Raw genomic sequence first — 21,248 nt, forward strand, 5'->3', positions numbered from 1 at the left:
GTTTTCGAAAACACCGAAAACGTTTTCGAAATATTATTTTTTATGGATGCTACTTTTTTTTAGTACATTTATTTCATGAATGATACTAAGTTAATAGATATTGCTTCGGCATTAGGTATTTCAGTTACAACAGTTTCAAAAGCTTTAAAAGGGTACACGGACATCAGTAAGGCGACTCGTGCACGAGTTCTTGAGATGGCGGATAAAATGAATTACATGCCTAATTCTGTGGCCGTAAATCTCAGGACCAACGAAACCAAAACTATAGGAGTCATCATTCCGGCGACCGTACATCATTTTTTTTCCAGTGTTCTCAATGGTATTTTAGAGGAAGCAGAAAAAAGAGGTTATCTGGTTATTATTCTTCAGTCTAACGAAAAATATGAATTAGAAAAAAAACAATTGGCGCTCCTGATTCAAAAGCGCGTTGACGGTGTTTTAATGTCCCTTTCTAACGAAACAGACGATTTTTTTCATATTAATGAAACGATTAGAAAAAACATTCCCGTTGTTTTATTCGATAAAATTGCAAAAAGAGTCGATTGCTCTAAGGTGATCATCAATGATGCAAAAGCAGCTTACGATGCTGTGTCGTATCTTATCAATAAAGGTTTTAAAAAGATTGCTCATTTTAGAGGTTCATACGTTCCACAAAATTCTATCGACCGGTTTTTAGGATACAAAAGAGCTCTCGAGGCGCACGGAATGGAGTATGACTCCAAATTGGTTTATGTTTGTGATAATAATACAGATTTTGAAGACGGTTATGAGAATGCCCAAAAAATAATGGCAGAGCATCCAGATGTAGATGCCATTTTTGCCATTACGGATTTGGTTGCCATCGGAATTATCAAATATTTTAATGAAGCAGGAATAAAAACGCCTGAACAAGTGGCTGTTTTTGGGTTTAGCAACTGGTTTATGAGCACGGTAATATCTCCGAAATTAACGACAATCGATCAGCCAGGATTTGAAATGGGTCATAAAGCAGTTTCTATTTTAATAGATGAAATTACAGACCTTAAAGAACATCGTCCTGTAAAGTATCAAACTGTAGAACTTCCCACAAGAATCATTGAAAGAGAATCGACCGTTAAGTGATTTTTTAGTTTTAACTTTGTCTCAATCTTTAAATGGCATCCATGTTTCCAATTCCTGAAAATACCGATTTTTTATTGGCTAATGCCGAAAGCAAAAATTTATATCTTAACTTAATTGAGCAAATTAATAAGGATTTTAATTTGGCAAATGAAGGAATCGATTTTCCATTGAGTGTTTCTCCAGAAGAATTGAAAATTCAGTTACATGAAAAAATCTACCGAATGATTCAGTATAAATTTGCAGAATATCTGAATCTGCTCTATATTATCGATGTTTCTGAAAGTGAAATTAAAAAACTGGATGGCTCTGATTTGGTACTGCTAGCTGAGCAAGTTTCCTTTTTAATTTTAAAAAGAGAATGGCAAAAAGTCTGGTTTAGAAATCACTACAAGTAAAATACTTCGCTCATAAAAAGAGCAAATAATGATTTTTAATTTGCAGAGAGGATGGGATTCGAACCCACGATACAGTTACCCATATACTAGCTTTCCAGGCTAGCTCCTTCAACCACTCGGACACCTCTCTAAATTGGTTTGCAAATAACATAAAAAAAAACGAGTTAGAAAAACTATTTATAACAATCCTTTACATGCTTTTTCTAAATTCTTCAATAAATAATTTTACAGCCTTCTTTTGATAGGTTCCATCTATGGTTAAAATAAACGAATCTCGTTTGGTATCTACACCAACAATCTGAATTGCTTTTAGGTTATTCCAATCTCTCAGCGCTTTTTCGGTAACAATAGTGGCCCAATCGCTTTCTTCTACCAATCGCAAAAGAGCGTGAACTGCATTTAGCTCGATCGACACTTTAGGTTTCATATTGTTTTTTAAAAAGAGTTCATCCAGAAATTCTCTCGAATTAAATCCTTTTACAGGTAAAATAAGCGGAATATTTTCGATGTTTTTAAAAGGAATTTTATCCAAAACAGCCAATTCGTTTGATCTGGAAACGGCCATAACCAATTGCGAAGTAAATAAGGGAATTTTTTGAAAAGGCAGCTCAATTTCATTAGACGAAATCACCAAGACCAGATCCAGTTCGTTGTTTAATAATTTTTTTTCCAAAGGTTCTGTCGTACCATATTCGACAACAATTTTTAAATTTGAGTAGGTTTTGGCAAATGCATTGACAATCGGTAAAACCAAAAGTCCAAAAATATAAGTCACACCAATACGCAATTCTCCGCCAATCATTTGGTTCAAATCATCAATCGCCTGTTTGCCACTTTGCACATTTTCTATAATTTGCTTGGCGTGAATTAAAAATACAGAACCAGCTTCGGTTAGTTTGACTTTCTTCCCAATCCTAATAAACAAAGGCATTCCGAGTTCTTCTTCGAGCTTTTTTATTTGCTGTGATAAACCAGATTGGGTTACGAAACACAATTCGGCCGCTTTTGTAAAGTGCAAAATCTCCGCCGTTTTGATAAAATATTGCAATTGATAGATTTCCATATTGATAATTTTAAATACTTATTATAAGTAAAATTATTAATTTTTCTAATGAAATCATAATTGCGAACTTTGTCAAAAAATAGCTCGCATTATGTTTAAAGCGCTAAGATCAAAAAACTTCAAATTATTTTTTTATGGCCAGTCTGTTTCTGTTATTGGTACTTGGCTTCAAAAAACAGCTGTAAGTTGGATGGTTTACAGCATTACAGGATCGGTATTTTTATTAGGATTGACAACTTTTTTAAGCATGATTCCGTCTTTGTTTTTGGCTCCTTTGGCCGGAAGTATTATTGGACGTTACGACAGGCACAAAAGCATGATTTTTTTACAATCTATGGCGATGTTGCAAGCGGGAGCACTGGCATTATTGATTTACCTGAAAATTTACAACATCAATTTTATTTTAGCATTGAGCCTTTTTCAGGGAATTATCAACGCTTTTGATATGACCTGCAGACAGACCATGATGATCGACATTGTAGACCATAAAGAAGACTTGTCTAATGCTGTTGCTCTCAACTCGACACTAAACAATTTTGCCCGAATTGCCGGTCCAGCATTAGCCGGAATTATATTGCATACCTATGGTGAGGACATTTGTTTTATTGGAAATTTCCTGAGTTATATTCCAGTTTTGATTTCGTTATTACTGATGAAAATTACACCGCATATTAAGGCAACCGATAAACTTAAAATGTTAGAAGATTTTATAGAAGGCTTAGATTATGTAAAAAAAGAAACCGAAATGGCAAAAATGCTCTTGATGTTAACATGCAGCAGTTTGTTTGTGATTTCTTTTAATACTTTGATGCCGGTTTTTGCCAAGGATATTTTTAGTGGTAACGCACAAACTTTTAGTTGGTTTGAAAGTGCGGCAGGTATTGGCTCTATTGTCTCTGCTATTTACCTTGCCAACCTAAAAACATCAAAAAATATGAATAAAATAATGATATCAGCCAGTGTATTGTTAGGCTTCAGTATTATTATTTTGGCTTATTCAAACAACTTAACTGTGGCACTTATCTGTATGGGTTTAAGTGGCGTTGGTATGATGGCGCAAACTTCTTCTATAAACATCTATGTGCAAACTAAAAGCGCCGTAAATATGCGTTCGAGAAGCATTAGCTATTATTTAATGGCATACCAAGGGATGATTCCTGTGGGAAGTTTATTAATTGGGTATGTTTCTAATGAAATAGGTACACGACACACGGTAGCATTGCAAGGCATGATCTGCATTCTTTCGGTGGTAGTTTATGTGTATTACAAAAACCACAAATCAACTCAAGAATTAGAAACTTGTCAAGTTCATTACAGAAATTCCAATAATTAAGAAATTCCAAGTTTCAATCTTTACCTTTGCTTTTCAGATTGAAATTTTACTATTGAGGTTTTATTTTGTACTATGAAATCTCCCCACGCAAGGAAGTTTCAAAAATTGTTTTAAAATCAGCTGGTGGAATGTCATGACCCAATAAATACATCAATTTGGTGATTGCGGCTTCGGTTGTAATGTCTTTTCCAGAAATAACGCCCAATTCTTTCAAAACGGTGCTGGTTTCATATTGTCCCATATTGACACTTCCGCCAGAACATTGCGTCACATTTACAATCTGCAGACCCGATTTAATAGATTTTTCAATGAGTTTTAAAAACCAATCTTCTGTGGGAGCATTTCCTGCACCATACGTTTCTAATACAATTCCTTTTAAATCTTGGATCGCCAAAATCGAAGCCAAAACGGTCTCACTCATTCCGGGAAACATTTTGATAATGGCTACATGATTGTCGAGGTTTTTATGTACAATCAATTCTGCATTTGTTTTTATTGGAAGAAATAAATGTGAATTTAATTTAAGATGTACTCCAGATTCTACTAATTCGGGATAGTTAGGTGCTGTAAAAGCTCTAAAATGCTCGGCATTTACTTTTGAAGTTCTGTTTCCGCGGTATAATTTGTACTCAAAATACAGACAAACCTCATGAATAACCGGTTTTCCGTTTTCCTGTAACGAAGCAATCTGAATGGCTGTAATTAAGTTTTCTTTGGCATCGGTACGCAGATCACCAATAGGCAGTTGCGAGCCCGTAAACACTACGGGTTTAGTCAAATTTTCCAACATAAAGCTCAACGCCGATGCAGAGTATGACATAGTATCTGAGCCGTGCAAAACTACAAATCCGTCAAAAATGATATAATGATCTTCTATAATTTCGCCGATTTTTTTCCACATCGTCGGATTCATATTCGAAGAATCTATCGGATCTTCAAAAGAAACGGTTTCGATTTCGCAGTCTAATTGTTTGATTTCGGGAATGTTTTTCAACAATTTTCCAAAATCAAAAGCTTTGAGCGCACCAGTCTCAAAATCTTTACTCATACCAATGGTTCCACCAGTGTAGATGAGTAGTATTTTTGGTTTAGATGACATCCTCGTATTTTAATTTATTGACCACAGGATTGGCATACATAGACAAAAAGCCTTGTCGTGTAACAGGATTATCACTTCCGATTCGCATTTCTAAACGACGCTCAAAAAGAGATTTTTCGCTTTCTTTGTACAAATGAGCAAATTTTTCAGTCTCATTTAAAATATCGTATGCAATAAAGTTGGTTGGCCATAATTGATAGTTTTTCAAAACCGAATCATCAATTACTTGCGCAAGTGCCTGGATTTGCTTGTTAGAATTGTCGTTTTCAGCTGCAATTTTATCAATTTCAGTATCTAAAACATCACCTACGTGAATGTGTATTCTTTTTTTAGTTCCCATGATACCACTTAAAATGGTCATAAAATCCTCATTTTTTTCTTTGATGTAAACCTCATTGTTTGCTTCTGCCATCAATTGTGGCATTTTTAGAACATCAGTAGGATCGTATTCGTATGAAATAGAAACTGGGACAATTTTTAATTTTTTGAAATAATCCATCAAGTTTTTTTCATCAGAGCCCATTCCAATCATTTTTAGAACACCCGGATTCGTTTCGTCATTGCCGTCTTTGGTACGTCCTTCTCTTTGGGCAATCCAAACAGAGCGATTTTCGCGAAGCAGCAACTGACCAATATATTCAGATAATAATTTAGAGCTTTGCAGCATTTCTCTGGGGGTTAAACCTCTTAAAACCAGGAAGTTTCTGTTTAGTTTTGCCAAGGTGCTCAGGAACGCTTTTTGTACCAAATTGTCACCAATTGCAGATGCAGTCATTACCAATCCATGTTCAAACAAACTCACATTTAGCAAAGTTGTGTCTAAAAGTATGTCACGGTGGTTGGAAATGAAGAGGTAAGATGTATTTTTTTCCAGTTTTTCAAAACCAGAGGTCGTCAATCCTTCAGAACTTTTTTCAAGTACTTTTTGGATTGTATGATAAATAAAATTGCATTGAAAATCGCGAATCGAATGCGTTTTCTTTAATTGTTCTTTCCAAACATGATCTTCTAATTCCGGAAAAGTAAAATTCATCATGGCTTTTAGCATCGGATGATTGACAGCGCCTTGAATAGCTTCATTTATTTCGGAATCATAAAACGGTCGAATAGCATCAAATTTTTGCATTATATCTATTTTTGTGGGCAAAAGAACAAAAAAAAAATCAAAATATTGTACATTACAAGTTAAATACCAAAAATGTCTTTTGAATTTTGTGTAGTAATTGCTGCAATTTCATCCTCTGTCACCTCATAAATCTGAGCCAGTTTCGTAATAACATTTACTAAATAAGAACTTTCGTTTCGTTTACCTCTGTACGGAATCGGCGCCAGATAAGGCGAATCTGTTTCGAGAACGATGTGTTTCAGGTCGATTTGGTTTAAAAACTGATCTATTTTTCCGTTTTTGAAAGTTACTACGCCTCCGATTCCTAATTTCATATTGTACGAAAGGGCTTGAAGCGCCTGTTCGAAAGTGCCGCTGAAACAATGAAAAATCCCAAACAATTCCTCTGATTTTTCTTCTTCTAAAATTTCAAAAATCTCATCAAAAGCTTCTCGACAATGAATTACAATAGGTAATTTGTATTTTTTTGCTAGCTGAATTTGTGTTCGAAACGCAATTTGCTGTTCTTTAAGATGCGTTTTATCCCAGTACAAATCGATCCCTATTTCACCAACTGCATAAAATTTTCTTCTGGCCAATTCTGTTTTTACGTGCTGCAATTCTTCTTCGTAGTTATCTTTCACGTAAGTGGGATGCAAACCCATCATCAGGAAAACATGATCGGGATAATTTTGCTCCAAATCATACATAGATTGTGTCGCAGCGGCATCAATAGCAGGAATAAAAAAACGTGTTACTCCAGCGTTTATGGCTCTTTGTATCATTTCGTCACGATCCTGATCAAATTCTTCAGAATATAAATGTGTGTGTGTATCGGTAATTATGGTGGTCGAATTCAATTGTCTGTTTTTAAAAAAGCAAAATTACGACAATATTAAAAGAATAACAATTGATTGGATAAAACGAAGATTGACAAGTCGACACATAATAACAAAACACAAAAAATTATTTTCCACTTTCAATAAACAATAAAGCACGATCCAAAACTTCGTCTCTTCCTTCCTGAATACCTTTTATAGTGGGTTTGACTTCGATATCTGGAACGATTCCTATTCTTTGTGTCTCTCGACCATCAGGATAATAAACCCCAATTCCTGAGAATAATGTATGAAATCCTTTAAAATCAAATTCAGAAACATTTCCATCTGCTCCGGCGGTTTGACTTCCAATAATCGTCGTGTTTCCTGCTGTCTGAAAACACATTGCAGTCCATTCTGACTGACTCATCGAGTCTTCATTAAGCAGCACAATAACTTTACCTTTATAGTGATCTTTGTTCTCAAATCCACTCAAAGTTCCACCGCTCCATTTAAATCTCCCAGGATAGCTTAAATCTGGACGCGTGTAAATTGCAAATTCTTTTTCTTGAGCATTTAAAAAATTCGATATTTCTTGGTACGTGCCATTGGGGTAATTTCTCATATCAAAAACAATTGCTCTGGTCGCCTTCAATGCTTCTATCATGTCAGGAATATTTCTTGTTTTTAGGATTCCCATATCCACGTAACCAATATTATTTTCTAACACTTTGAATTTTTCTTTCTTTTTTCGGGCTCCTTTTTTAAATTCATTTCGGTGTGAGTCATGATAATTAAACCAAGTCATTGTTTTTGTAACATACTCACTGTCTTTTAAAAACTCTACTTTTACAGTATCCGAATCGCTTACTAATATTTTCTTAACCAACTTATCTAAATACGCAGGCTCATTTGACGCACAAATAAAATCTCTGTTTTCTAAAATTATGTCTTTTATTGATTTATCATTTATTTTAGTAATTACATCTCCAATTTTTATAGCATCTGCCTCAGCCAGACTATCGCCTAAAATTTCTGTGACAACTATGCTGTTATCAATTATTTTTGCGTCAGCAGGAAAATATCTCTTAATTCTACGACCTGATAAAGACGGATATACAAAGAATTCAGTATGGCTATCATCTATTTTAGAGGCCATTTTTTTCATTGCTATAAAAAAATCGTCTTCATTTTCAGATGTAACAACCAAAGGCACTATTTTCTCTAAAGTCGTACTCCACTTCTGATCCATTTTGTATTTATAAGGAAAAAAATATTCAATTAAATTCCAATACATGAACAGCATTCTAAGTTTTGAATTCCTGTTATTAAAATCTGGATTTGCATAACTTTCATTTTTCAAAGAAACATTTCCAACATGTTCTTGTCCTTCAATATAAAATGGAACACCTTGAAATCTATTTTCTTCTATAAATTTTAATTTCTTTGAAAGTTTTTTCGAAAATAATTTACTCTTTAACCAACTTAAATCGAAGTTTTTGTCAAAATATTTTACCTCTTTTGGAACAAGAATTGGTGCTATTGTTTTTACTTCGCCCAAATTATCAATCCAGTTTTCTAGAACTAGAGAAAAAGCCTCTTTGGTCTGCGCTTTATTAATTTTTGGCAGGATTTCAAGAAGTTGGTTGTCCCAATTAAATGCTCCGCTGGCTACTTTTGGATGATAATATTTTAAGAAACCCCAAACTTTACAAGTAGTAGCCAATTTCTCGGTTTCGGTAATTTTGGTTTGCGAAAATAATGTTTGAACAAATAGGACAAATAACAATAAAGAAATTTTCTTCATTTACTAAATAGGTAAAATTTATAAAAATAATTTGGGTTGATGATCTTCTTAAAATCAACCCGAATTTATTATTTAAATATTTAAAAAGATGATTTTTTATAAAAAAGAGATGATTTGTGCAATTAAAATTCAAAAAAAATGAATTCCAATACCTTAAAACAATCAATCCAGCTCTTTTAATAACTTTTGAACTTCCTCAAAATTCTCATAATCAGCAGGTATGGTCAACAAAATTTCTTTGCAGGCTTTGTAGTCTTTTTGTTTTAATTTGGATAAAGCAAGACTCCAAATAGCTTTGTTTTTATAGGCAGAAGTTCCCGATTTTAACTCATTAAAAACAGTTTCAGACTGCTTAAATTGATTTTCTTCTAATAATGAAATTCCATAAAAATACTGTATTTCAGCCGTTTTATTTTCTTTCAAGAGAGTTTCAAAAAGCGGAATAGCTTTGTTATATTCTTTTGCATTAAAAGCAATTTCGGCTTGTTTGAGAGTTTTATTACTACTGCTTCTTTCTGTAAAATAGGCCTCTTCAGGCTGATTGAAATCTTCAAAACGCGGATTCGAATTTTGATTCAGGAAGAAAATCCCAATCAAAATTGCGACAGAAGCGGCTACTGTAAAATACCAAGGTTTTAACTGGATGACTTTTGCTTTTGAAGATCGGAAATGTGCTTCCGAAATTGTTTTTAGATTGGTTTTAAAAGCTACTCTATCTTTTTCAAATGCAAATTTATTGGTCAATTGAAACTGCATTTCTTTGAACGTTTCAAAGGCTAAAGCCAAAGATTTATCTGCTGCCAATTGTTTTTCAAAAGCATTCTTAGCTTCTACAGACATTTCGTTCTGAAGGTATTGATCAAATAATAGGTAATTTTCTTCGTTCATGGCGGCTTACTTTTTTAACGATTTATAGACTTGGGCTTCCTGAATCCACTGGGTCAATTGTCCTACGCACAACGATTTTTTTTTGCGTACATAACCATACGTTACCTGAAGTTTTTCTGCAACTTCTTCCATTGTTTTAAGCGTAAAACTCCATTGCAAAAGTTCTTTGCATTTGTCGCCTAACTTTTGAAACATGGTATCAAAAAGTTGCTGTTTTTCGTCAAATGTTTCGGTCTGCACAATCATCTCCTGAGTGGATTCATTTATAGATGCTAAATCTTCGTTGATTGTTACCCCTTTGTTCGCTGTTTTTTTCAGTTCATTCAGCCATTTCCTTTTGCACAGTAAAAAAAAGTACGCATCAAAAGGGCAGGTCAGCTGCAGCGCATTGGCTTTGGCCTGATTAAAAAGCAGAATCATAATTTCCTGAACCACGTCTTGCGCCTGATCTTCATCGCCCGAATTATTCTTTATATAAGCAACCACCTTCGGAACAAACTTTTTATAAATAGACTGAATCACTGCCGAATTGTTGCTCGCGAGTCCGTCGATATACATTTGATCGGGATGAATGGTTCTTTTTTCCATATTGAAAATTATTAGCTAATGTAAAAAAAGAATTCGGAAAAAAATGGATTATAAAGAGGTAACAAATCAAGACATAAATGGATATAGGGTAAAAAGAAGCATTTTTTAAATACAAAATTAGTATCCAATGGAAAGTTATCAATTTACAACCGAGAAAGATTTTGCCAAATTTCAAAAAATACTTTCAACAAAAATTCAAAACGGATTTGTCATTACAGAGCGTAACGACAAATCGCCGTACGTTGTTTTAACAAAAGAGAAAAAACAAATTGATTCTTCTCTTCATTTGTTTCTTGTTTTTGCTACTATAGGTCTTTGGTCTTTTATTTGGCTGTATTTGATCATTCGTTATAAAAAGACCAAAAACATTCTGGTGGCGGTAGATGAAGACGGGAATGTTTTTGAAGAAAAGTGCCTTTCGAAATAAATTTCAAAAAAAAATTAAAAAAAGGGGTAACAATTATAAAACTAAAAACATCTATTACTATATAACTATTTAAAACTAGAAATCATGAACACAAATTTTAAAAAAATCGGATTATTATTCTTAGCCATAGCCTCATTTGTAAGTTGCGATAATTCAGACGGCGACGATATTATTGTAACACCACCATCTGCTACAGCATTTGCCAATGTAAGAAATATTGCTATCGAGACAAGAACTCAAAAGTTTACGGCGACTGCGGGAACGGGAACCATTTCTTTAACTTCGGCCAAAGGCGTAAAAATTAACATCAATGGTAACTGCTTAACAAAAGTAGGAGTTCCTGTAACAGGTGCCGTTACTATTGAATACATCGAACTTTTTGACAAAGGAAACATGTTGGTGACCAACAAACCAACAATGGGTTTAACCGCTGACGGAAAGAAAAACTTGCTTATTTCTGGTGGTGAATTTTTTATCAAAGCCACACAAGGCGGACAAGAATTGGCAACCTCGTGCAATATTAATCTTTTGGTTCCTACAGCGTTGACAAATGGGTTAGACAACGAAATGACTTTGTGGTTTGGAAATGTAGAAGACCCGGAAAATCTGGTTTGGAGAGAAGCTAATCCAAATGCAGACGGAACTGGCGGAAAAGGTGGTGTGCAAGGCGAAGGAAACAATTATTATGTAACTTTTGGAAACTTCGGCTGGACAAACGTTGATAAATTTTATAGTGATCCACGACCAAAAACGACTATTCTGGTAGATGCTCCAGAGGGCTACGATAACAACAATTGTGCAATTTACTTGTCTTACGATGGCGAAGGTCAAAATGCTTTGGCAAAATTAGACACCTATACAACAGCAGGTTTATTTAGCGAGCATTACGGACAAATTCCGGTAGGATTGGCTTGTCACATTATTTTTGCAACCGAAGAAAGTGGTCAATGGCGTTACGCAATCAAAGCGGTTACGATCGCAGCGGGCAGCACTTATAGCTTTACTTTGGCAGAAACAACAGTGGGCAGCGAAGCGCAATTGGTAGCGGCTATCAATGCTATTCAGTAACTTACAAAATACTTTTCAGGAAAAAGTGATGATTTGCTCATCACTTTTTTTTACATTTAAAAATAATTTGAGATTCTTTTTTATAAATTTCAGAAGCTAATCCTGCTGTCCGCTGTATTCCCGATAAATAAAAACTACGGCTAAAAAGCCTTGTTTTTCTAAATCGGGAGATGCCGCTTCCATCAGGGCTAAAAACTCCTCGACTATGAAAAAACTATTGTACTACTTTATGTGTCTCTCATCAGTAATGGTGTTTTCGCAAGCAAAAGTAAAAGATACCATAACCCGAAGAGCCAATATTACCTACAATCAAAAAGCCAATGCGGTAACTTTTAAGCCCGAAACACCGCCTTTAATCCCGATTGCAGGAGCCCCAAAACCTAGTTATTCTTACCTGTGGGAACTCGGCGACGGCCATTACAGTAAACAGGCAGAACCTAAACATGTTTACAAAAAAAAAGGAACCTATACCGCCCGCCTGACCGTTACCAACAATTATGATAACGGCAAACCTCCTGCGACACGACCAAAAAAAGTTGCGGTAAACGAAATAGAAAATGATTTGTATCAGGACATTGCTTCCATAGCAGACCAAAACGGATTTGCGATTCAAAAAAACTGCGATCCCATTCCGGATCAGGAAATGGTAGTTGTGCTGAGTTATCAGAATCTGGAAAATTATGTAGCCAGCGGAAAATTATATCTGTTTTATAACGAGAAACAATTCAAAAATAATAATTTCAAACTTCTTGATTTCAGAACCTATGCAGGCGAGTACGAAGTAAAAGAAAATACGCTTGCAAGCGCAACCGATCTTGATGAGTCTAAAACGTATTTGGCTTCTGCCGAAAATACTTTTAAAAGCAAAAAATATAAAAATACGACCACCGAAGAAGATTTAGAAGCCAGTCTGGCAGAAGCGAACAGTCTTTATAAAAATGTCTCGATTCTGGATTTTGACAATGCCGATCCCGGTGAAACGCGCAATATTTTTTATACTTTCAAAACTACTCCAGAAATGATAAAAGACACCAGCGCAACCGTTACTATGCGTGGGATTTTTGTACCGAACAGAAGTTTTAAAAATCATAAAATCAAGAATCTCGAAATGGAAATTGTAACCTCTCACGATCCCAATAAAATGGGCTCTAACGGAAGTTTTATCAATTATAGATTGGTGCGTTTTAAGAGAGTAAAATTCAAAACCCGTTTTCAGAACAATGGCGAAGGTCCCGCCAGAATGATTCGTTTAGAAACCGATATTCCGGATATGTTTGACAAAAAAACGTTTCAAATAGAGAGTATGTATCCCGAGTGCCCTATTTGTCCAAAAGATGAGGTGCCTACTATAAGTTGCCTGGACACAATTATCAAGCAAAAACAAATTTTCTTTACTTTCAAAAACATCTATTTGCCCGGAAGTAATCAGAAAAATGTCAAAGAAATTGACAGTACCAAAGGTTTTGTACGTTATTCTATGAAGTTTAATGAAGATTTTCATAAAGTAAAAACCAAAAGCAGAACGGCAATTATTTTTGATAAAAATGAGCCCATTATTACCAATTATGCTACGACACGATTTTTGCCGGGTATTTCGATAGGAGCTAAGGCGGGTTACAATATCTACTCAGATTTAGAAAAAGCGACGAGTTATTTTGTGGGCGCTACGATTTCTCCTTTCAAATCGTACCGGTTTTATTGGCAGGTCGAATGGCTTAATGCCCTCAATAAGTATGAAAGTAAAGCCAGTGTAACGGATGAAATTGTCGTTAACCCAAACGGTGTAAAACAATTGCAACGTACTACAATCAGTGCAGAAAACAAAAATGTCAATTGGGAAATCCCGATTCTAATTCGATACAACATCAATAATTATTTTGGTATTGGTGCAGGAATACAGGCGAACGTAAATGTTTCGGAAGAGAATGATCAAACGATAAAAATTGAAAATTTTGAAGGAGCAGATTCTAGGTTTTTAATAAATACCAGAACCCAATCTAGTTCTTTTAAAAATTCTTTTACTAGTTATAATGCAGGACTTCTGTTGGATCTCACGGCTGGTTTTTCCCGAATCGGACCCAGTTTTGGAGCCCGATATGTAATGAATTTGGAGCAAAATTTTAATTATATTCAATTGTACGGAATATGGAGGTTTTAATAGTCTTGCGCAGCGATAGACAAAATTATTTTAATTTTTTTGAAATAAAATCCTGATGACAAAACGATATTGTTATTTTTTCTTCTTTTTTACTCTGATTTTATTCGGACAAAAAGATGTAAATCCGGAAGAGGCAATATATCGGGCAATTGATGTTTTTGTTGCAAATCCAAACATGCAAAGTTTGCAGAAACTTTCAGCTGCAGAAGCCAATTTCTGGAAAAATTCGAAATCAAAAACCAAAGAAGAATGGCTGGCTATTGTGGTTTTAAACTGCAACAAAGCCTACTATGAAAATCAATTGGGTCAGACCAGTTCGTCCATAAAAAGTTACGAAAAAGCCTGGCAATTGTACCAAAAAAAGAAGCTTCAGGGATATGATATCATTGAGTATTGCCTGAAACCTCTGGGCAATTTATACACCATTTTAGGAGACTATGACAGTGCTGAGAACACTATAAAGCAGTATTTTTTTATAGTAAATACAACTCCAGATTATCCTGATGCTGCGGGTCAAAAATTTGCAGCGATTTTAAATTTATCAAATGTCTATCAAAGTTCAGGAAAAAACAATCAGGCGATTGAGTTGCTGGAAAACACTTTGAAAACAGAAAAATTATCGACTATTCAAAAAGGGGTTTTGTCGAATAATTTAGGGAATGCTTATTTACTAAGTTCAAAGAATATCCTACTGATTCGAAATTCTGATGACAAGGCAGAAAAGGCTTTTAATGCCTCAATACAATATTTGAAAGACGAAAAAAATCAATCTGAAACGCTTTCTAATTCGTATCGAAATTTAGCTTCTCTCTATCGTCAACGGCAACAATTTGATGTAGCAAATCGTTATTTTGAAGAAGCGGAAAAATTATTTTTAGAAATTCAGAATCCGCCAATTCGAAAAAAAACAAAACTCTATTATGATAAAGCAGTATTGCTTTTTGATCAAAAAAAATACCGAGAAAGTGACGAGCAAATCAAAACAATATTGTCTATTTTACTTCCAAATTATACTACAGCAAAAAACACGTTGCCATATACAAATGATTTGTATCCCGAAACCCTTTTGATGGATGCGATTGATCTTCAGGCCGAGATTTTTTTGAAACAAAATAAGCCTAAAAAAGCGCTTGAAGCATTTGAACTTTCTTTTTATATCGAAGATTTACTCATGAATATAATGGTGTATGAAAATGCTAAAATTATCACCCAATTACGGGCCAGAAACCGTACCGAAAAATGTATTTCGATTTATGAAAATTTGTATTTTAAAGAGAAAAAGACTTCCTATTTGTTAAGGGCTTTTGAGTTGGCAGAAAAGACTAAATCAGGTATCCTGAAAGATTATCTTGCGACTGTTAAAACAGCTTCTTCAGAAGAAAAATCGCTTTTGAGACAGCTTCAAAACCTTAATAACGAAATTGTAAAAGAGCAACAAAAAGGAAGTTTGGCTAGTATTGAGATTATTAACAAAGCAATTAGAAAGCAAAATGAAGTCATGCTTTCGCTAAAGAAAATACAATTTGAAAAAGATTATTTAGATGCCAAAAAAATTGATACAGAAGCGTTGTTATCTAAGTTAGAAAAACAAAAAGCTTTTATGATTTATTACTTTATGGGCAACGAAAAGATGTATTTTTTTACACTTGAGGACCAAAAAATAGCTTTAAATTATATCAATATTACTCATACTGCTATTCCGAAAATCGTGCAATTTATTGATTATTTTAATGATTCAAATTCGATCAATAATGATATTTCAGGATATAATAAATATGGTAAGATTGCATATGATGTACTAAAATTGCCCAAAAAAAACAATTACAAAAACCTCATCATTGTTCCAGACGGTATCTTAAATTTTGTGCCTTTTGAAGCGTTGATTACCGAGGAATCCAATACAATCAATTTTGCTAAAATGCATTATTTCCTCAATGATTTCAATATAGCCTACAACAATTCGGCCAGTTTTTACTTGAATTCCAGTTCTCTTTCATCCAATGAAAAAAGCATTTTAGGTGTTTTTCCTATTTTCGAAGATACCAATTTTGAATTGACGTATTCTAAAAAAGAACTACAATCGATAAGGGTTAATTTTCAAGGGAAATATTTAGAAAATAGCGCTGCAACGTATGCTAATTTTAAAAATAATGCTGCCCAATATGCTATTTTACATTTAAGTACTCATGCTTCTTCGGGCGATATCGAAACACCTGCCAGCATCAAATTTTATGATCGCGAAATTCTCTACTCTGAATTATATGGACTTACTATAAAGCCAGATTTAGTCGTTTTAAGTGCTTGCGAAACCGGAATTGGAAAGCTCTACAAAGCCGAAGGCGCGATGAGCATTGCAAGAGGGTTTCAGTTGGCAGGAGCCCAAAATTTATTGTTTTCGTTATGGAAAGTAAACGATTATACAACGGCTGTTTTTATGGATGATTTTTATCAAAACATTAAAAATAACCAATCTTATTTTGAAGCAAATGCCAATGTCAAACATGATTTTTTGAATAATCCCGACATTACAAACGCCAAAAAATCACCTTATTATTGGAGTGCTTTTGTGTATTACGGTACTATTTCGCCTCCCGAAAAACCAACAAATTATATTGTTTACTTTCTTAGTTTTTTGGGACTAATTGGTTTATTTTTGATATTCAATCGCTATCGAAAATGAAAGACTTACACGAAATTCTGAAAAAAGAAAAGTATAAAAAAATAAAATTCAAAATCATCAAAACACAGCATTTATTAATAAAAATAAAAATCAATAATGTGTTGGGTAATTTTATTTTGGATACGGGCGCTTCCAATTCCTGTGTAGGCTACGAAAGCATTGAACGTTTTGAACTGACCACAAAAAACTCTGAAACCAAAGCCGCAGGAGCAGGAGGAACAGGAATGGATACTCAAATTTCGAAACATAATTTTTTGCAGATCGGTTCTTGGAAAAACGACGATTTTAGTCTCGTTATTTTTGACCTTTCACATGTCAATGAAGCCTTGCAGCAATACAAAGCAAAAGCCGTGCATGGCATTATTGGCGCCGATGTTTTGATGGAAGGAAAGGCAATTATTGATTATTATAATCATTATTTGTACCTTAAATAATACATTTCAAAACGTGGTTTCTGAGCAAAATAAAAAATCCCAAACTCCTTATAATTGGATTTTGGGATTTTTAATATTATAAATTATTTTAAAACTATAGTTCTAAAGCTTTTTTAGCATCACCATTCATCAATAATTCTACTGGGTTTTCTAAAGCTTCTTTTACAGCAACCAAGAAACCAACTGACTCACGTCCGTCGATAATTCTGTGGTCGTAAGAAAGCGCTAAGTACATCATTGGGTGAATTTCTACTTTACCATTTACAGCAATCGGTCGCTCAATAATGTTGTGCATTCCTAAGATTCCTGATTGCGGTGGGTTAATAATTGGTGTAGACAACATACTTCCAAAAACACCTCCGTTAGTAATTGTAAATGTTCCACCTGTCATATCATCAACTGTGATTTGACCATCACGTGCTCTTAATGCTAATCTTTTAATTTCAGCTTCAATTCCACGGAAAGTTAAGTTTTCGGCATTACGTACTACAGGAACCATTAAACCTTTTGGTCCTGAAACTGCGATAGAGATATCTGCAAAATCGTATGATACTTTGTAGTCGCCATCCATCATTGAGTTGACGTCTGGATATAATTGCAATGCTCTGGTTACAGCTTTTGTAAAGAAAGACATGAAACCTAGACCAAGACCACCATGTTTAGCTTTGAAAGCATCTTTGTACTCGTTACGAATCAAGTTAATTGGCGTCATGTTAACTTCGTTGAAAGTCGTTAACATGGCTGTTTCGTTTTTAGCAGCAACTAATCTTTCTGCTACTTTACGACGCAACATTGAAAGTTTTGTACGCTCAGAACCACGGTTTCCACCAGTTGGGGTTCCCATTGAAGGTACTGCATTTAAAGCATCTTCTTTAGTAATTCTTCCATCTTTGCCCGTTCCTGAAACAGTTGTTGGCGCTATATTTTTTTCGTCTAATATTTTTCTTGCTGCCGGAGAAGGAGTGCCAGATGCATAAGTTGTTGCTGCTGCTGGCGCTGCTTTTGGAGCTTCTGTTTTTACTTCGGCCTTTGCAGCCTCTGCTTTCGGTGTTTCTGCTTTTGGAGCTTCAGCTGCCGGAGCATCTCCTGCTGGTTTTGCTGCACCTGTATCAATTAAGCAAACTACTGCACCTACTGCTACTGCATCGCCTTCTTCTGCTTTTAGCGTAATGATTCCGCTTGCTTCTGCTGGTAACTCAAGAGTTGCTTTGTCTGAATCAACTTCAGCAATAGCTTGATCTTTTTCTACATAATCTCCGTCTTTTACTAACCAAGTTGCAATTTCAACTTCTTTTATTGATTCCCCTGGTGATGGGACTTTCATTTCTAAAATCATCTTCTTCTTTGTTTAAAGTTTAATTTGTTTAAAGTTTCAAGTTGCTTAACATTAAACCTGAAACTTTAAACTTGAAACAATTCTTTTTTATCTAAATAAATCTTTATCGAATACCATTCTAATGGCATCGGCATGACGGCGTTTTGCACGTGTGTAACTTCCTGATGCCGGTGCAGCATAAGCTTTTAATGAAGCCAATCTCCATTTTACAAGATCAAAGTTCATTAACATAAAGCTGTAGGCTCCCATGTTTTTAGGTTCTTCCTGTGCCCAAACATAATCGTCGGCATTTGGATATTGCGCGATAATCGCTTTTAATTGCTCAACTGGCAACGGAAATAATTGTTCGATACGAACAACTGCAACGTCTTTTCTACCATTGTTTTCTCTTTCGGCAACAATGTCGTAGTAGAATTTACCTGTAACAAAAACTAAAGTTTTTACTGCTTTTTTGTCTACTGCATTGTCATCAATTGTTTCTTGGAAACTTCCGGTTGCCAATTCTTCTACTGTAGAGACACATCTTGGGTCACGCAATAAACTTTTTGGAGAGAAAACGATCAAAGGTTTGCGGAAATTGGTCTTCATTTGTCTTCTTAACAAGTGAAAAAAGTTCGCAGGCGTTGTACAATCGGCAACATACATATTTTGTCTTGCACAAAGCTGTAGGTAACGCTCCATTCTGGCAGAAGAGTGTTCTGCTCCCTGGCCTTCGTAACCGTGAGGCAATAATAAAACAATTCCGTTTTGATTGTTCCATTTGTCTTCCCCACACGAAATGTACTGGTCGATCATAATTTGTGCACCATTAGAGAAATCTCCGAATTGTGCTTCCCAAATTGTCAATGCCTTTGGGTTAGCCAAGGCATATCCATAATCAAAACCAAGAACTCCGTATTCAGACAAAAGTGAATTGAATACTCCGAATTTTCCTTTTTTGTTTTCGATACCATTCAATAAAATTACTTCTTCTTCAGAATCTTCCACTTTTACCACAGCATGACGATGAGAGAATGTACCACGCTCTACGTCCTGACCTGAAATACGAATATCAAATCCTTCGGTCAAAAGAGAACCATAAGCTAATGTTTCTGCAGTTCCCCAGTCAACGGTATTGTTATCGTATCCGGCTTTTCTGTCGGTAACAATTTTAGTTATTTTATTGATGAATTTTTTATCTGATGGTAAAGTTGAGATTGTATTTATAATAGAATCTAAGCCTTTTTTATCAAAAGTTGTATCTACTTTTTGAAGCATTTGTGTATCGGTTACCTGAACAAATCCTTCCCATTCGTTTTTCATGAATGGTGTTATAATCGTCAAATCTTTTTTACGGGAAGCTTCTAAATTCTCCTCCATTAAAGATTTGTATTCTTTTTCTAAAGCATTTACATAACTAGCATCAATTATGCCATCAGACAATAATTTCTCAGCATAAATATCTCTTGGATTTTTATGTTTTGCTATAATTTTATATAAAACCGGTTGGGTAAAACGAGGCTCATCACCTTCGTTATGACCGTATTTTCTATATCCTAATAAATCGATAAATACGTCACGGCCAAATTCCATTCTGTAATCTAAGGCAAAAGAAATGGCGTGAACTACAGCTTCGGCATCATCTGCATTTACGTGTAATACCGGCGAAAGCGTAACTTTTGCAACGTCTGTACAGTAAGTAGAAGAACGAGCGTCTAAATAATTGGTTGTAAATCCAACCTGATTGTTGATCACAATATGAATGGTACCTCCAGTTTTGTATCCGTCAAGCTGAGCCATTTGAATAATTTCGTACAAGATACCCTGACCTGCAATTGCGGCATCACCGTGTACAGCGATAGGTAATACTTTTGAGAAATCATCAGCATAATATTTGTCTTGTTTGGCTCGGGTTATACCTTCAATTACGGCTCCAACGGTCTCTAAGTGAGATGGGTTTGGTGCCAAATTGATATTGATATTCTTTCCGGTTCTTGTTTTTTTGTCAGCAGTAAGTCCTAAGTGGTATTTTACGTCACCATCAAAATATTCCTGATCGTAATCTTTTCCGTCAAACTCTCCGAAGATGTCCTGAGTTGATTTGCCAAAAATATTTGCCAAAACGTTCAAACGCCCGCGGTGCGCCATTCCCATTACAAATTGTTCAACACCTTTTTCGGCTGCTTTTTCGATCAAGGCATCCAAAGCAGGAATAATAGATTCTCCACCTTCTAATGAAAATCGTTTTTGACCTACGTATTTCGTATGTAAAAAGTTCTCGAAAGAAACGGCTTGATTTAATTTGTTTAAGATGGTTTTCTTTTCTTCAGCAGAGAAATTCGGCTGATTAACATTTACTGCTAGTTTATCCTGAATCCATTTTACGACACTAGGATTTCTGATGTACATGTATTCAATACCAATGTGCTGGCAATAGATAGATTGAAGACGTATCACGATGTCCTGTAGAGAGCAAGGCGCAACTCCAATAACTTTGGCAGCATCAAAAACTGTTGATAAATCAGCAGCTGACAAACCAAAATTTTCTATATCCAAAGAAGGAGAAGAAACTCTACGGTCGCGAACTGGATTTGTTTTTGTAAACAAATGACCACGCGAACGGTAGCCATCAATTAATTTTAGGACATTGAATTCTTTTTGTAATTTTTCCGAAACTAAACTATAATCTGTAGTATTGGCAGCAAATTCAACTATTTGTTGTACAGGGTGTTCGTCATTATAAGTAGTCATTCCAAAGTCAAAACCTTGAAAAAAACTTCTCCAGCTAGGCTCAACGCTGTCTGGATTTACTGTATATTGATCGTATAATTGTGCAAAAAACTCTGTATGCGCTGCATTTAAAAATGAAAACCTATCCATAATATTTTTGAATATACTTTTGTTAAATAGAATGGCAAAAGTACAACAATCGATATTATTTAAATCTTTTTTTTGTTTACTTTTACGTA

The 21,248-nt window shown here is 34.9% G+C and carries 17 protein-coding genes and 1 tRNA gene; 8 read left to right on the top strand and 10 right to left on the bottom strand.

The features are described from left to right. The first annotated feature begins 75 nt into the window (after positions 1-75). Positions 76-1,101: a LacI family DNA-binding transcriptional regulator gene (locus LNP22_RS06265; protein WP_229975807.1), complete on the top strand. Its 1,026-nt coding sequence runs from the start codon at positions 76-78 to the stop codon at positions 1,099-1,101. Positions 1,102-1,142: 41 nt separating this feature from the next. Beyond that, positions 1,143-1,496, top strand: coding sequence for a hypothetical protein (locus LNP22_RS06270; protein ID WP_229975808.1), 354 nt, complete (start codon positions 1,143-1,145; stop codon positions 1,494-1,496). Positions 1,497-1,539: 43 nt separating this feature from the next. Here the strand turns inward: LNP22_RS06270 and LNP22_RS06275 are convergent. Further along, positions 1,540-1,626, bottom strand: a tRNA-Ser gene (locus LNP22_RS06275). A gap of 60 nt (positions 1,627-1,686) precedes the next feature. Continuing rightward, entirely contained in the window at positions 1,687-2,559 is an 873-nt protein-coding gene (locus LNP22_RS06280; RefSeq protein WP_229975809.1) for a LysR substrate-binding domain-containing protein, read from the bottom strand. A gap of 91 nt (positions 2,560-2,650) precedes the next feature. Here LNP22_RS06280 and LNP22_RS06285 point away from each other — a divergent pair, with 91 nt between their 5' ends. Further along, positions 2,651-3,892 carry an MFS transporter gene (locus LNP22_RS06285; protein ID WP_229975810.1) on the top strand — a complete coding sequence of 414 codons (1,242 nt, stop codon included), beginning with the start codon at positions 2,651-2,653 and terminating at the stop codon, positions 3,890-3,892. A 70-nt stretch (positions 3,893-3,962) separates the two neighbouring features. Here the strand turns inward: LNP22_RS06285 and LNP22_RS06290 are convergent, their stop codons facing one another. The 6 genes from LNP22_RS06290 to LNP22_RS06315 form a co-directional block, all read right to left on the bottom strand. Then, complete coding sequence (locus LNP22_RS06290; RefSeq protein ID WP_229975811.1) at positions 3,963-4,991, bottom strand: asparaginase; 1,029 nt, start codon at positions 4,989-4,991, stop codon at positions 3,963-3,965. After that, the gene (locus LNP22_RS06295; RefSeq protein WP_210666697.1) at positions 4,981-6,117 is read right to left on the bottom strand and encodes a 1-acyl-sn-glycerol-3-phosphate acyltransferase; all 1,137 of its coding nucleotides are present in this window, start codon (positions 6,115-6,117) and stop codon (positions 4,981-4,983) included. Before LNP22_RS06295 ends, LNP22_RS06290 begins: the two co-directional genes overlap by 11 nt. 59 nt (positions 6,118-6,176) lie before the next feature. Next, positions 6,177-6,956, bottom strand: a complete 780-nt coding sequence (locus LNP22_RS06300) for a TatD family hydrolase (protein ID WP_210666698.1) — start codon at positions 6,954-6,956, stop codon at positions 6,177-6,179. 106 nt (positions 6,957-7,062) lie between these two features. Continuing rightward, a complete protein-coding gene (locus LNP22_RS06305; protein WP_229975812.1) occupies positions 7,063-8,721 on the bottom strand; it encodes a S41 family peptidase in 1,659 nt (552 codons plus the stop codon). 162 nt (positions 8,722-8,883) lie between these two features. Then, a complete protein-coding gene (locus LNP22_RS06310; protein WP_229975813.1) occupies positions 8,884-9,609 on the bottom strand; it encodes a tetratricopeptide repeat protein in 726 nt (241 codons plus the stop codon). A gap of 6 nt (positions 9,610-9,615) precedes the next feature. Then, positions 9,616-10,197 carry an RNA polymerase sigma factor gene (locus LNP22_RS06315; protein WP_229975814.1) on the bottom strand — a complete coding sequence of 194 codons (582 nt, stop codon included), beginning with the start codon at positions 10,195-10,197 and terminating at the stop codon, positions 9,616-9,618. A 127-nt stretch (positions 10,198-10,324) separates the two neighbouring features. On the opposite strand from LNP22_RS06315, the gene LNP22_RS06320 reads away from it, so the two are divergent. From LNP22_RS06320 to LNP22_RS06340, 5 genes are all read left to right on the top strand, one after another. Further along, on the top strand, positions 10,325-10,624 hold the full coding sequence (locus LNP22_RS06320; RefSeq protein WP_229975815.1) for a hypothetical protein: 300 nt from the start codon (positions 10,325-10,327) through the stop codon (positions 10,622-10,624). Between the two features lie 84 nt (positions 10,625-10,708). After that, positions 10,709-11,692 carry a hypothetical protein gene (locus LNP22_RS06325; protein WP_229975816.1) on the top strand — a complete coding sequence of 328 codons (984 nt, stop codon included), beginning with the start codon at positions 10,709-10,711 and terminating at the stop codon, positions 11,690-11,692. A gap of 205 nt (positions 11,693-11,897) precedes the next feature. Then, positions 11,898-13,850 carry a DUF7849 domain-containing protein gene (locus LNP22_RS06330; RefSeq protein WP_229975817.1) on the top strand — a complete coding sequence of 651 codons (1,953 nt, stop codon included), beginning with the start codon at positions 11,898-11,900 and terminating at the stop codon, positions 13,848-13,850. Positions 13,851-13,905: 55 nt separating this feature from the next. Further along, the gene (locus LNP22_RS06335) at positions 13,906-16,530 is read left to right on the top strand and encodes a CHAT domain-containing protein (RefSeq protein WP_229975818.1); all 2,625 of its coding nucleotides are present in this window, start codon (positions 13,906-13,908) and stop codon (positions 16,528-16,530) included. After that, positions 16,527-16,964: a retropepsin-like aspartic protease gene (locus LNP22_RS06340; RefSeq protein ID WP_229975819.1), complete on the top strand. Its 438-nt coding sequence runs from the start codon at positions 16,527-16,529 to the stop codon at positions 16,962-16,964. Before LNP22_RS06335 ends, LNP22_RS06340 begins: the two co-directional genes overlap by 4 nt. A gap of 94 nt (positions 16,965-17,058) precedes the next feature. On the opposite strand, the gene odhB is transcribed toward LNP22_RS06340, so the two are convergent. Further along, on the bottom strand, positions 17,059-18,300 hold the full coding sequence (gene odhB, locus LNP22_RS06345) for a 2-oxoglutarate dehydrogenase complex dihydrolipoyllysine-residue succinyltransferase (protein WP_229975820.1): 1,242 nt from the start codon (positions 18,298-18,300) through the stop codon (positions 17,059-17,061). 87 nt (positions 18,301-18,387) lie between these two features. Beyond that, positions 18,388-21,159 (bottom strand): 2-oxoglutarate dehydrogenase E1 component, encoded by a 2,772-nt coding sequence (locus tag LNP22_RS06350; RefSeq protein WP_229975821.1) that lies wholly within the window; start codon positions 21,157-21,159, stop codon positions 18,388-18,390. Positions 21,160-21,248 lie beyond the last annotated feature (89 nt).

The organism is Flavobacterium flavipigmentatum (genome assembly GCF_020911905.1).
GTDB lineage: Bacteria > Bacteroidota > Bacteroidia > Flavobacteriales > Flavobacteriaceae > Flavobacterium > Flavobacterium flavipigmentatum.